General features: G+C 70.3%; 12 protein-coding genes. 6 read left to right on the forward strand and 6 right to left on the reverse strand.

What is annotated here, in order from left to right; genetic code table 11:
* Positions 1-337 precede the first annotated feature (337 nt).
* A complete protein-coding gene (locus Pth03_RS26280) occupies positions 338-535 on the forward strand; it encodes a hypothetical protein (RefSeq protein ID WP_203947068.1) in 198 nt (65 codons plus the stop codon).
* 519 nt (positions 536-1,054) lie between these two features.
* On the opposite strand, the gene Pth03_RS26285 is transcribed toward Pth03_RS26280, so the two are convergent.
* The 6 genes from Pth03_RS26285 to Pth03_RS26310 form a co-directional block, all read right to left on the reverse strand.
* Positions 1,055-2,890, reverse strand: a complete 1,836-nt coding sequence (locus tag Pth03_RS26285) for a sigma factor-like helix-turn-helix DNA-binding protein (RefSeq protein ID WP_203947069.1) — start codon at positions 2,888-2,890, stop codon at positions 1,055-1,057.
* Positions 2,891-2,939: 49 nt separating this feature from the next.
* Positions 2,940-5,000, reverse strand: coding sequence for a UvrD-helicase domain-containing protein (locus Pth03_RS26290; RefSeq protein ID WP_203947070.1), 2,061 nt, complete (start codon positions 4,998-5,000; stop codon positions 2,940-2,942).
* Positions 5,001-5,003: 3 nt separating this feature from the next.
* The gene (locus Pth03_RS26295; protein ID WP_203947071.1) at positions 5,004-6,677 is read right to left on the reverse strand and encodes a hypothetical protein; all 1,674 of its coding nucleotides are present in this window, start codon (positions 6,675-6,677) and stop codon (positions 5,004-5,006) included.
* 66 nt (positions 6,678-6,743) lie between these two features.
* A complete protein-coding gene (locus Pth03_RS26300) occupies positions 6,744-7,520 on the reverse strand; it encodes a class I SAM-dependent methyltransferase (RefSeq protein ID WP_239119375.1) in 777 nt (258 codons plus the stop codon).
* A 76-nt stretch (positions 7,521-7,596) separates the two neighbouring features.
* A complete protein-coding gene (locus tag Pth03_RS26305; protein WP_203947073.1) occupies positions 7,597-8,676 on the reverse strand; it encodes an ABC transporter substrate-binding protein in 1,080 nt (359 codons plus the stop codon).
* A gap of 21 nt (positions 8,677-8,697) precedes the next feature.
* Positions 8,698-8,943: a hypothetical protein gene (locus Pth03_RS26310; protein ID WP_203947074.1), complete on the reverse strand. Its 246-nt coding sequence runs from the start codon at positions 8,941-8,943 to the stop codon at positions 8,698-8,700.
* A 97-nt stretch (positions 8,944-9,040) separates the two neighbouring features.
* On the opposite strand from Pth03_RS26310, the gene fdxA reads away from it, so the two are divergent.
* From fdxA to dapE, 5 genes are read left to right on the forward strand one after another with little or no spacing between them, the layout of a single operon-like run.
* On the forward strand, positions 9,041-9,367 hold the full coding sequence (gene fdxA / locus Pth03_RS26315; protein WP_203947075.1) for a ferredoxin: 327 nt from the start codon (positions 9,041-9,043) through the stop codon (positions 9,365-9,367).
* 32 nt (positions 9,368-9,399) lie between these two features.
* Entirely contained in the window at positions 9,400-10,479 is a 1,080-nt protein-coding gene (gene dapC, locus Pth03_RS26320; protein ID WP_203947076.1) for a succinyldiaminopimelate transaminase, read from the forward strand.
* A gap of 11 nt (positions 10,480-10,490) precedes the next feature.
* Complete coding sequence (locus Pth03_RS26325) at positions 10,491-11,117, forward strand: DUF4178 domain-containing protein (RefSeq protein WP_203947077.1); 627 nt, start codon at positions 10,491-10,493, stop codon at positions 11,115-11,117.
* A gap of 21 nt (positions 11,118-11,138) precedes the next feature.
* Positions 11,139-11,939, forward strand: a complete 801-nt coding sequence (locus Pth03_RS26330; RefSeq protein WP_239119376.1) for a hypothetical protein — start codon at positions 11,139-11,141, stop codon at positions 11,937-11,939.
* Between the two features lie 11 nt (positions 11,940-11,950).
* Positions 11,951-13,006 carry a succinyl-diaminopimelate desuccinylase gene (dapE, locus tag Pth03_RS26335; protein WP_203947078.1) on the forward strand — a complete coding sequence of 352 codons (1,056 nt, stop codon included), beginning with the start codon at positions 11,951-11,953 and terminating at the stop codon, positions 13,004-13,006.

Genomic DNA, 13,006 nt, shown 5'->3' on the forward strand with positions numbered 1-13,006 from the left:
ATACATCAGTTCCTGCGCCTCAGCCAAACACGCAGACGCCACTTCCGGCGGATCAGCCAAGGCCAGCGCGGACGCGGCATCGACCAGCACTGCCACCAACTCACCCGAACCCAGTCCGCGCATCCCGGCAGAACCAGCCGACCCAGCCCATGTCCTGGCGTCTTGCGAGTTGGCCGTCTCCGCCGATGCCTCGGGCTCCGCCGACGCGGTCGGCTCAGGCGGCTCAGACGCCTCCGGCTCTTGCGCTGGGGCCGGTTCGGACGGCGTCGGCTCGCGCAACGGCTCGTAGGGCGTGGGATCGGACGGTGTGGGATCAAGCGCGGCGGGAGATGGAGGCGTGGACTCGGATGAGGCGATCTCCCACCACGGCCTGAGGAGGGGAGAGGGGCTCAGCGCCGAACTCCCGTCGGAGGAGAACTCACCCGCCCTGGCCGCCGCTTCGGCCCACCACTCAGGAATGTGCAGCACCCGACCGGCGTCGGAAGACGGCGAGGAGCGGCTGCCTCGAACTCCGGTCACGCCCACCCCTCTCTGAATCGAAAACGTGTCTGAATAATCTCACAGAGAGTGGCTGATTGGCTACATAAATCGAACAGAAGTTCTCCCTTGTGTGCGCCGGAAATATCGCGATAACTAGCAAAAGATCCGCGACTGGATCACCCACACAGCGACCGGATCACCCGGGCCATCGGGTTGTGACCCGAGCGGATGGGCCGTACAGAAAGGCACGCTTGAACATGCTCGGGAGAGCCGGGCTGCCGCGGCCCCCGCTCCCTCCGCTTCTCGGGCGTCCGAACACTTCCGGGTACGGCGCGGCACCCCTCACGGTGCGGCACGGCCACGCCCCCGCGGCACATACCTACGGCGCATCCCCGTGGCGCACCCCCAAAGGCACACCGCCACGGCACGGCCGCACCCCCGCCGCGCAATCCCCCAACGGCACACCGCCACGGCGCGGATACAACCCGCAGACCGTGACGTGCGCGGCGGCGTTACGACGACCCCAAGAAGACGACCCCATAGAAGGCGACGGCCCCCGTGGAATCCGGCCCCGCTAGGAGAGGAAGCCGAGGATGTCCCGGTCGCCACGCTCCTTGAGCCGCTCCAACACCTCCTCGCGGGAGGCGCCCTCGGGCAGGCCGATGCGGGAGCCGATGAGCCGCACGCCCTCGGCCTCCGAGGCCACCGGCGCCGTGTAACCGATCAGATGGAGGGCCCGGCCGAGCGGGGGCAGCCCGGCCGCGGCGGCGGGCAGGAAACGGGTCAGAAGTTCGCCGCCGTCGGAGACCGTGATGAACACGTGGTCGCCCTCGGAGGCGTTGTATTCGCCGAGCGCCGGCCTGATGGACCCCATGGTCGGCTGGTTGTGCCAGCTGATCACGACGTCGCCCGTAGGCGTGGAGGCGGTGAGCTGGCCGCCGGGCGCCATCCCGAGGTGGGCGGCGAAGCCGGTCGGCAGCGGAGACCCCGACCCGCGCAGGTGCTCGGCGTTGATGTCGACGCGGTGCCACCAGCGGCCGTCGCGGCTGCGGAAGGACCTGCGGGTCATCGAGACGTCCTTGCGCGGCTGGTACGGCTCCGCCTGCTCCTGCCCGGCGACCCTGATCCACCCGCGCTGGGTTCGTTCGAACCCGGGGCCGCCCGCGTAGGCGCGCACCGAGCTCTCGCTCACCTCGTAGCGGGAGGTCAGGTTGGCCACGATGGTGTTGACCGACGCCTCGCCCCCGGACCGCTCGATCTCCTTGACGATCATCTCGCGGATGCCGAGGTACTCCTCACCGCCCCAGCGGCGCAGGCCGTACTTGTTGCGGTCCAGGCGGACGAAACGCTCGTCGGAGGCGAGCTGGTTGCGCACCCCGACGGTGCTGTAGTCCTCGCCGATGCGCTCCTGGATCTCCTCCGGGCTCAGGGGCGTTCCTGCGATCGCGAGCACCGCCTCGGCCTTGTCGTTGACGCTGCGCGGCCACGCCACGACGTGCCCGTCGAGCACGCGCAGCTGAGGCACGGACGCGAGCCATCGCTCCGCCACGTCGCCGCGCACGCCGAGCTGCGCGGTCAGCGACACGGCGTCTTCCAGGTTCCTCGGCCCGTCGGCGAACAGCTGCCGCGTCTTCTCTCTCAGCTCGTCGGCGCCTCCGGCGACCAGCCAGCCGTCGGTCTGCTCGTAGCCGGTGAGCAGCGTGCGCAGGAACCGCCACGCGGGAATCGCGAGCGTGGTCAGCTCGGTGCGGTGCCAGGGCGCGGCGTCGGCGAGGTCGTCGGCCGGTACGGCGGAGCCGAGCCGGATGCGCAGCGCGGACAGGTGGGCGGTGAGCGGGGCGGCCTCGGGCCCGTCCAGCCAGGCCAGCACGTGTTCGCGCAGGTCGCGCTCGATCTGCCTGATGCGCTCACGGGTGACGGAGAAGCGCTGGGCCAGTTCGTCCAGCGTGGCCCGCTGCCCGGTGGGGGCGTCGGTGGCGTCGAAGTACAGCCGGTCCCTGGCGATGGCCCGCTGCCGGTCGTCGAGGCGGGCGAACACCCGGTCGATGATCTCGGGCAGCGCGTCGGCGGCGACCTCGTCCATCGGCTCGCCGGCCAGCAGCCGGTCGAGCACCCCCATGAACAGCTTGTGCACGGTCTCGCGCTGCCCCGGCGTCTGGAGGCTGTCGACGGGGTCGGTGAACCGGAGCAACGGGAGGATGTCGCCGAGGATGAGGTGCTGCCAGCAGGCGATGGTGAGGTCGGTCAGCCGGGAGGCGACCTGGGCGGTTCCCACCACGGCGCAGGCCCGGTCGAGCGGAAGCGCCTGCCACCACGCGTCGGGAAGGCCGGGGTCGCTCGCGATCGGCTCCACCTGGCCCGGCGCCGTCCAGCGCAGGGGGGGCACGATGTCGCTCAGGCTCAGATTCAATGCAGGTCCAACCGGCAAGGGGAATATATCCGCAGTTCAGGGTAGGGGGTCAGCTGGGCAGGAAGGGGCTTGCCCGGCCGGAGTACGACACGTACAGCAGCTCGCCGGCCCTCGTGCACGCCACGTAGAGCAGCCCCCGTTCTCGTTGCAGGTCGTGAGCCCGGGCAGCGGGGTCCTCCGAAGCCGGGGTCAGCGCGTCGGGCGCCGGCACGATTCCGTCAGCCACGCCTATCACGGCGACGCGGCGGAATTCCAGCCCTTTCATTCCGTGGAGGCTGGTGACTTTGACCGTTATGCCGGCGTCCCGCAGGGCCTTGCGCGTGGTCGTGACGAGCTCGGCGGAGCGGGCGGCGACGGCGATGTCGTGAGTCGGCACGCCTTCCTCCATCCACTCGGCCACATGCGCGATCAAACCGGCGATCTCGGCCTCCGGCGTGACGTACTCCCGCACCATCGGGCGGGCGCCGTCCCGCACGGCGCGGAAGCCGTACAGCTCGGCGATGCCGTCGACGAGCCCGTCGGCCGGTCCGCCGCCCCGCAGGCGCACGCCCCAGGACAAGGTCTCCTGAGAAAGACGATAGGAGATCTTCAGGTGGAAGCGGCGGGCGGGGATGCCGACGTCCGCCAGCGCGACCCGGGTGTCGAACATGCGCTGGTGGGGGTCGCCCACGACGAACAGGTCGTTGGCGGCGACCGGCACGGCGGCGCGCAGCAGCCGCCACTGGGCCGGGTGCAGGTCCTGCGCCTCGTCCACCACGATGTGCCGGTACGGTTCCCGCCCCGGGGCCTGCTCGCCGAGGAGGTCGCCCGTGGCCTGCCCGAGCAGTCCGGCCGCCTCCGAGGCGAGCTGGAGGAGCGTGCGCCGGCCGGACTCCCTGAGCCGCCCGACGACATGCTGGACGGCGCGCCACACCATGGCCCGGCCGCGCGGGGTCAGCTTGACGCTGCGGCCGGGGCGGCTCGCCGCCTGGTATTCCTCCAGGGTCCGCAGGTTCTGGGCGAGGATGACCTGCTCCCACTCGCGCAGCAGGAAGGCCGCGCCGAACCTGGCCCCGGCCGCCTCCTCCCAGAGCGTGCCGAGGTCGCCCGCGTCGGCGAGGACGGGCGGGCGTCCCTCCGCCTCGGTGACGATCCGGTGGGCGAGCCTGTCGACGTTGCCGACCTCGACGCGCTTGCGCACCACCTCGTCATCGATGATCATATCGAGCCGCGCGGACATCTCCGTGGCCAGTCCCTGGGAGAAGGTCACGAGCATGACGGGCCCCTCGGCGGCCCGGGCGAGGTGCGCGGCCCGGTGCAGCGCGATGACCGTCTTCCCGGTGCCCGCCCCGCCCGTCACCAGCACCGGATGGTCGTAGCGGTCCCAGTTGGCGTACGTGCGCTGCTGCGGATACAGGAACGTGCACCAGTGCGGCAGCGTGAGGATCCGGTCCAGGTCGTCGCGGTCGGCCGCGAAGCGCGCCTGGTGGGGGCTGCGCCGCAGCGCCGCCGCCAGGTCGCCCGGATCGACCTCGCCGGTCTCGGCGGACCGGCAGGCGTCCAGTTCCCGCCAGGCCGCCGCGAGCGAGCCGCCGCGGGCGAGCGTCGCCAGCGGGGCGAACTGGCTCTCCGGCAGCAGCGGTTCCAGGGCCTCCAGGTCGGCCTCGCTGCTCATCAGGCGCACCAGCCCGAGCAGCCGGTGGTCGATGCCGATGTCGAGCAGGTCGGCGTCGCAGAAGGAGGAGAACAACCGCCGGCGGGTCTGCGGGGCCGAACGGCGCAGCGCAGGTTCGATCCGTTCCAGCGCTTCTGCGTCCCACGCCTCCGCCACACCGATCGCCGCGTTCACCCCGAACCGGTGCCGCCGCGCGTACGTCCACGCGACCGCGTCGGGCAACACGGTAACCAGCCAATACGTGTCGCCCTGCCGTACGGCCACGGCGCGATGGCCCGCGGCGGCGCGCAACGTGATCACGCGGTGGTCGCGGCCGTTGCGCACGCGCTCCGGATGCGGAGCCCCGTCGGCGTTGGTGAGGAGCCGGCGTATCGCGGTCACGACCTCCCGGCGAACCGGCCGGGCCAGGGTGCCGAGCTCTCTGGCGAAGTCCGGGGAGACCGCGAGCCGGGGCACGCGCTAGCCCAGTAAGGAAATCAGGTCGCGGTCGCCCCGCTCCCGCAGGCGGGTGACGAGCTCGGGTCGCTCGACGGGCCCGGACAGGCCGATCCTCGTCGCGATCACCCGTACGGCCTGCTCGGGGGTGCTTCCCGGCGCGGTGTACCCCACCAGGCGCAGGGCGTGGGATGTGGCGTCGCCTCCGTTGGCGGCCGACAGGTGCCGCACCCGCAGCATGCCCTCGTCGGACAGCGTGAGGAAGACGTGGCCGCCCTCCTTGGCGGCGACCTCCGTGAGGATCCGCTGCAGCGAGCTGAAGCCCGGGCGGGAGTCCCACGTCAGCTCGACGTCGCCGGCCGCGCTGGGCACGGGCCGGGTCTCGCCGGGGGTGAGTCCCAGGTAGGCGGCGAACCCGGACGGCATCGACACCTCGGCGCCCTGGAGGTGCTCCTCGGTGACGTCCACTCGCAACCACCAGCGCCCATCGGGCTGGCGGAAGCACCGCCGGGTGAGGGAGACGTCCTTGAGCTGCCCCGCGGGAGTGCCCGCGGCGGACCCGTCGGCGCCTGTGGAGGGGGCGGCGCCGTTCTTGTTCTGGATGCGCAGCTGGGGAACGCTCTCCAGCCACTCCTTGGCCACCTCGGGGTGGATGCCGAGGGACGACACCAGCTCCAGGGCCTTCGAGACGGTGGGCGGGCGCTCGGCGTTGACGATCAGTTTGACGGTCCGCTCGTGCAGCTCGGCGATATCGCCGGCGACGAGCCAGTCGCCCGACACCTGATAGTCGGTCAGGGTGGCCACGACGAAGTGCCACGCGGGCACGTCGAGCGAGCGCAACTCCTGCTCGTGCCACTCGGTCGCCATGATGAGCCTGCTCTTGGGCGCGGCCACGCCGAGCACGTCGGTCAGCCACGTCAGGTGCTCCCGGTACGGCGCGGCCTCCGGCTTGTTCAGCCATTCGGCGAGCCATTCGCGTAACGCGGTCTCCAGCCCCTGGATGACGTCGGGGGAGATGGCCAGGAGCCTGGCCAGCTCGTCGACCGCCGAGGGCGCGTCGGTGAAGACCCTGTTCTGGGCGACCATCCACGTGCGGTCGTCCATGTCGGAGAACGCCGCGTCGATCAACGTGGGGAAGTCGACCTCGGACGGTGCCCGATGAGGTGAGTCGGCGCCATTCGAGATGTCCCTGACGCCCGCGACCCCCTCGGCATGCCCGTCGTCCGGCGCCGGCTTGACGAGCCTGACCGGGCTGCCGTTGATACGCGTCCTGCCCCCCGCGGGCTCGTCGGCCTCCGGCGCGAGGCGCGCGAAGACGGCGGTGAACAGGGCGGTCAGCACGGGCTTGGCCTTGATGAACGGCTGGTCGGTGAGCTCGCGTCCCGACAACGCCAGCAGGCCGGGCCAGGAGCCCGCACGGTCGAGCGCGATCGCCACCTGCGGGTCGTCGGCCTCGTCGGGGTCGAGCACGTAGAGCGCGGGCAGCACGTCGCCGACGGCGGCGGCGGGCCAGTGCTCCAGCGCCAGGTCGGTGATCAGTTCCCCGAGGGAGTCGGCGTCCATGACCCCGAGGAGCCGCTCCATCGGCAGACTCCGCCACCAGGCGTCCGGCAGGTCGCCTTGCTCGCTCAGGAGTCCGATGCGGGCGGCATCACTCCAGCGCAGTGGTGGCACGAGGTCACTCAGGCAGAAGTTCATGCGTTCCCCATCACTCCATCGGATCAGACCATAGTCTGACAAATCCCCAAGCGTAGGGGCACCTCGTCAGGGACGAACGGCAGCGAATCGCAGCCGGACGTAGTCGGCCATCCACCCCGATTCCCGGCGAAGCGCAGGTGCGGCGAGTTCGTTGACCCGCCGCAGCAGCGGTTCCACGACGGCCGGCGGCACGCCGTCCAGCAGTGAGCCGGCGAACATCCGCACCCAGTCAGCGGCGCCGTTGGGGCACTCGTCGAGCGGTGTGGGGCGGTCGAAGTATTCCAGGAGCCTGACGGTGAAGCCACCTTGTTCGAGGCGCCGGGCATACTCGGCCGGGCTGGGAAAATACCAGGGCAGCTCGGGTTCGCGCAGGCCGTACTCCCGCCAGGCGGTCAGCATGGCCGAGGTGAGCGCCGCGCAGTTGCCCGCGCCTCCGAGCTCGGCCACGAACCGGCCGCCCGGTCGCAGGGCCATCCGCACGCACGCGATCACGGCGTCGGGATCGCGGGTCATCCAGTGCAGGGCCGCGTTGGAGAACACCGCGTCGTACGGCTGGGCCACCGTGAAGTCGTGGCCGTCGCCGACGATGAAGTCGAGGCCGGGGTGCTGGGCGATGGCCGTCTCGATCATGGGTTGGGAGCCGTCGATCCCGAGCACCTCGGCACCCCGCGCGGCGATCTCCCCGGTCAGCACGCCGGTGCCGCAGCCGAGGTCGAGTACACGCTCGCCTGGCCGCGGATCGAGCAGCTCCAGCAGCGGCGCCCCATGTGAGGAGACGTAGCCGAAGGAGCTGTCGTAGGCACGAGCGTTCCATCTCGTGAGACCGGGGGTTTCATACCGCAAGATCGGCTCGCATTCTGACTTCATTCAGATAGCGATCCACTTTACGGCTTCAGAGGCCTCTGCGAGTTGTGCATGCTTAGCCGACTGCTTGTGACCAATGTGTCTTGAGGTAGGACTTGGCCTGATCCTGCTCCGGGATCGTGAGGACCACCGGCGTGCCATCCACCTTGGCGAGCTTGGCGGCCGCGCCCTGGTCCAGGGTGCCCCGCATGTCCATCGCCTCCATCCGGATCGGGCGGGCGTAACCCTTCAGCAGGAGGTTCTGGCCCTCGTCGGACAGGAGGAACTCCTCCCACAGCCGCGCGGCGGCCGGGTGGGGCGCGTTCGCGTTGATCGCCTGCACGTAGTAGGCGGCGAGCACGGCGTCGCGGGGGATCGCCACCTTCCAGGCGGGCTTGCCCTCCCGGTCGGACGCCTCCGCCCGGGCGGTGTTGAGGAAGTCCCAGTCGATGACGGAGGCGGCCCGGTCGGGCTGGCTGAGCAACCCCGACTTCTTGATCTTGGAGAAGAAGTCGACGCCCCGCGCCGCGTCGGCCTTGCCATCGCTCAGCGAGGCCGCCATGACGCCGCTGAACGCCGACGCCATGCGCAGCGGATCGCCCGGCAGCGCCACGGTGGTACCCGGCTTGAGGAGGGAGGTGTAGGACGACGGCGCCTGGATCACGCGTGGGTCGTAGCCGATCGACATGTAGCCGCCGTAGCCGGCGAACCAGTTCCCCTTGGGGTCCTTCAGCTGGTCGGGGATGTCGCGCCACGCGGCGACCTTGTAGGGGGCGAACAGCTTCGCGTTCGCCACCGCGACGTCCAGGCTGAGGTCGACCACGTCGGGGGCGCCCGCGCCGCCCTGCCTGACCGCGTCCACCTCCTGCCGGCTGCTGGCGTCGGGGGCCGTGGCGATGACCTTGATCCCGTACTTGTCGGAGAAGCGGTCGAGGATCTCGGCGTAGTTCACCCAGGTGCGCGGCAGGCCCACGACGTTGAGGACCCCTTCGCGCTTGGCCGCGTCCCGGAGCCTCTCCATGGTGGAGAAGCCCTCCTTCATGGAGGCGGCTTTCGGGTTGATCGGCGGCAGATTCTCCCCGGACTGCGGAGACCCGGAGCATCCGGCCGCCACCGAGACGAGCACGACGACTACAGCACTGGCACGTATGGTCACGCTGTGTATGTTCTGTGCTGGTCAGCCCCCGGTCGAGGAGGCACGCGGAGGAGATGCCACGACCTTGGCCGCGACCAGGGACTCCTCGGGGATCTCGACCGCCGTGCCGTCCCGCTTCCTTATGACCAGGACGCCGCCGGTCCACGACTCCAACACGCCGACGGCGTCACGGAAACCGCCGCTGACGGCGCGCCGCGTCGTGACTCTCCGCCCGACATCGTCGGGGGTGACGGCCACCACGAGCCTGGCGCCGAAGTGAGGGCTCATGATGATTGACCCCCTCCTGTTCCGGCTAGTCGGCAGGCACCGCAATACTAGGGCGTAGCAACCGCGGTCGAGCCGTGCAACACAGAAGGAGCCCGAGGTGACGTACGTCATCGCGCAGCCTTGCGTGGATGTCCTGGACAAGGCGTGCATCGAGGAGTGCCCCGTCGATTGCATCTACGAGGGCGAACGCATGCTCTACATCCACCCCGACGAGTGCGTGGACTGCGGAGCATGCGAGCCGGTGTGCCCGGTAGAGGCGATTTTCTACGAGGACGACCTTCCCGACCAGTGGAAGGACTTCTACAAGGCCAACGTCGAGTTCTTCGACGACCTCGGGTCGCCCGGAGGCGCCTCGAAGGTCGGCAAGATCAACAAGGACCACTCCGTCGTGGCCGCCCTCCCGCCGCAGGCCGAGGAGCACTGAGTGCGGACCCGTCCGCTGACCGGGGAGTCTTCTTGATCGCATTGCCCGACTTCCCTTGGGATCGGCTGGCGCCGTACAAGGAGCTCGCTCAGGGTCACGCGGACGGGATCGCCGATCTTTCGATCGGGACCCCGGTCGATTCGGTGCCCGCGGTCGCCCGCAAGGCGCTGGCCGCGGCAGCCGACAGCCCCGGCTACCCCCAGACGTACGGCACCGCGCGGCTGCGCGAGGCGGCCGCGGGCTGGTTGCGGCGCAGGCACGGAGTCACCGTCGACCCCGACGGCGTTCTCCCGACGATCGGGTCCAAGGAACTGGTGGCCTGGCTCCCCATGCTCCTGGGCGCGGGGCCGGGAGACCGTGTCGTCATCCCCGAACTGGCCTATCCCACCTATGACGTCGGCGCCAGGCTCGCGGGGGCCGAGCCGTACGCGGCCGACGGGCTGGTGTCGGTGGGGCCCGAGCGGGTGCCGCTCGTCTGGGTCAACTCGCCGTCCAACCCGACGGGCCGGGTGCTGCCCGTCGAGCACCTGCGCAAGGTGGTCGCGTGGGCGCGCGAGCGCGGCGCCGTGGTCGCCTCCGACGAGTGCTACATCGAACTCGGCTGGGACGCGCACCCGATCTCGATCCTCCACCCCGACGTGTCCGGCGGCTCGCACGAGGGGTTGCTCGCGGTCCATTCGCTGTCCAAGCGGTCCAACCTGGCCGGATACCGGGCGGCCTTCGTCGCGGGCGACACCGGTCTGGTCAAGCGGCTCCTGGAGCTGCGCAAGCACGCGGGCATGATCGTGCCGGCCCCGGTGCAGTCGGCGATGATCGCGGTCCTGGACGACGACGAGCACGCCGACGAGCAGCGTGAGCGTTACGCGCGCCGCAGGGCCGTGCTCCGCCCGGCGCTCGAGCGGGCGGGCTGGCGGATCGATCACTCGGACGCCGGGCTCTACCTGTGGGCCACCGACGGCACCGGCTGCTGGGACCAGGTCCGCAGGCTGGCCGAGAAGGGGATCTTGGTGGCGCCGGGAGATTTCTACGGACCCGCAGGTCACGAGCACGTGCGGATCGCCCTCACGGCCACGGATGAGCGGATCGATGCGGTGGTGCGCCGCCTCCAGTAGGATCGCGCGGCATGACGGCTGCGGTCATGCTCGCGTTGGGTGTCGCCCTATTGGTCGTCGTCCTGTGCGTGGTCGTGGTGCTAGTACGCCGGCGCCGGGTCGCGGCGCCTCCGTCGCCGTCTGAGGAGCCGGTCCGCGTTCCGGCTCCCGCCCCCGGCTTCTTCGACCCCAGGACGATCAAGGTGGGCGACGTCGTCCACATTCAGGGTGTCAAGTCTCGCGCCGTCGGGGCGCTGCATCTGTCCCGCCAGGGCGACCTGTGGACGGAGTACCTCCTCGACGAGGGCGTCCGGCGCTATCAGTGGTTGTCGGTGGAGGAACGCCGCGATCCGGACGGCGGAGACGGCCGTCATCTGGAGGTCTCGCTCTGGACGCAGGTGCCCTCGCAGGGGATGGTCCCCGCCAAGAGCATGTTGATCATGGAGGGCGTGGAGTTCTACCCCGTCGAGCGGGGCACGGTCGCCTTCCGCTCAGAAGGGGACACGGGTCACCCCGACCGCGGTCTCCTCGATTTCGCCCACTATCGGGCCCTGGACGGCCGGCTGTTGTCGTTCGAACGCGTCCACGGGGGTCAGTGGATGGCTTTTTATACGCGCCCACTCACTCCTGGATCGATCCGAGTGGACCGCATTCCTTGAACGCCCGGTAGTTTCTGACAGGTGACTCGGCGTCTCTCCCGCAAAGGTCTGGCCGTCCTGATCGTCCTCGTCCTCATCGCGGCGGGCATCATCTATGGCGCCTATCACCTCATGAAGAAGGCCCAGCCGTTCGCTTTGGGCGAACACTGCCAGGTGACCACCCCTGAAGGCACTCTCGACCTCGACATCGAGCAGGCGCAGATCTCCGCGACGATCGCCGCCGTCGCCGAGCGCCGCAAGCTGCCGGAGCGTGCCCTGCAGATCGCCTACGTCACGGCGATCCAGGAATCCAAGCTGTCCAACCTCCCGTACGGCGACCGCGACTCCGTCGGCGTCTTCCAGCAGCGCCCCTCGCAGGGATGGGGCACACCCGAGAAACTCCAGGACCCGGTCTACGCGACGGGCAAGTTCTTCAAGGCCCTGGAGAAGGTCAAGCACTACAAGACCCTGCCTCTCCACGAGGCCGCGCAGGCGGTGCAGCGCTCCGCCGACGGCTCCGCCTACGCCGACCACGAGCCCGCGGCGAAGATTCTCTCCGGGGCCTTCTCCGGCCGCGTCCCGAAGGCCGTGCACTGCTGGTACCCGCCGGCCGACAAGCCGGTCAAGCCGCAGCCGAAGGAGGCGCGCAAGGAGCTCGTCCGCGCGCTCGGCGCAGACACCTCCGCCAAGCACGAATGGCTGGTCGCCAACTGGTACGTCGCCCACGCCCAGAAGTACGGCCTGCGCGAGGTCCGCTACGACGGGCTCACATGGAAGGCCGACTCCGGCCACGACGGGTGGGTGAAGGACGCGCGTGCATCCGCTACGGTGCGGATCGCCTAGGCTCAGGAGCCATGCGGCTTGACCTTGGACAGGACGTCGGAGCGCTGACGGCGCAGCTCGTGGACATCGAATCGGTCAGCGGCGGCGAGAAGCCCCTGGCCGACGCCATCGAGGAGGCGCTCGTCCCGCTGAGCCACCTGCGGGTGGACCGCGTCGGCGAGAACATCGTGGCCCGTACGAGCCTCGGACGCCGTGACCGCGTGGTGATCGCCGGGCACATCGACACCGTCCCGATAGCGGGCAACCTCCCCAGCAGCGTCGACGGCGACCTGCTCTACGGCTGCGGCACCTCGGACATGAAGAGCGGCGTCGCCGTACAGCTGAAGTTGTGCCTGCTCGAGAACCCGAACAAGGATCTGACGTTCGTCTTCTACGACTGCGAGGAGATCGCGGCCGAGCGCAACGGGCTGCTGCGGCTCACCCGCGAGCACCCCGAGTGGCTGACCGGCGACTTCGCCGTGGTCATGGAGCCGACCGACGGGCTGATCGAGGGCGGCTGCCAGGGGACGCTGCGCGCCGACGTGACCGTGCGGGGGGTCAGGTCCCACAGCGCGCGCTCGTGGGAGGGCGTCAACGCCATCCACGGCATCAAGCCCGTCATCGACATCCTCAGCGCCTACGAGGCCAGGAGGCCCGTGGTCGACGGGCTGCAGTATCACGAGGGGCTCAACGCCGTCGGCATCCACGGCGGGGTCGCGGGCAACGTGATCCCCGATGAGTGCGTGGTCTCCGTCAACTACCGGTTCGCCCCCGACCTGACCCTGGACCAGGCGTTCGAGCATGTCCGCGAGGTCTTCCACGACTTCGAGGTCACGCTGAGCGACGGCGCCCCGGGGGCGAGGCCCGGGCTGAACCACCCCGTGGCCGCCGCCTTCGCCTCCGCCGTCGGAGGCACCCCCCGGGCCAAGCTCGGCTGGACCGACGTGGCCCGGTTCTCCGCGCTCGGCATGCCCGCCGTCAACTGCGGCCCCGGCAACCCGAACCTCGCGCACACCGCCGGCGAGCGCGTCAGCCTGGCCAAGATCGCCGAGACGGAGCGCCGCATGACCGCCTGGCTGAGCGCCTGA

The organism is Planotetraspora thailandica (genome assembly GCF_016863335.1).
Taxonomy (GTDB): Bacteria; Actinomycetota; Actinomycetes; order Streptosporangiales; family Streptosporangiaceae; genus Planotetraspora; species Planotetraspora thailandica.

Excerpts from the sequence above, each read along its gene's own strand:
- Pth03_RS26325 (WP_203947077.1), top strand. The coding sequence starts at position 10,491 with ATGACGGCTGCGGTCATGCTCGCGTTGGGTGTCGCCCTATTGGTCGTC.
- Pth03_RS26310 (WP_203947074.1), bottom strand. The coding sequence starts at position 8,943 with ATGAGCCCTCACTTCGGCGCCAGGCTCGTGGTGGCCGTCACCCCCGAC.
- dapE (WP_203947078.1), top strand. The coding sequence starts at position 11,951 with ATGCGGCTTGACCTTGGACAGGACGTCGGAGCGCTGACGGCGCAGCTC.
- Pth03_RS26295 (WP_203947071.1), bottom strand. The coding sequence starts at position 6,677 with ATGAACTTCTGCCTGAGTGACCTCGTGCCACCACTGCGCTGGAGTGAT.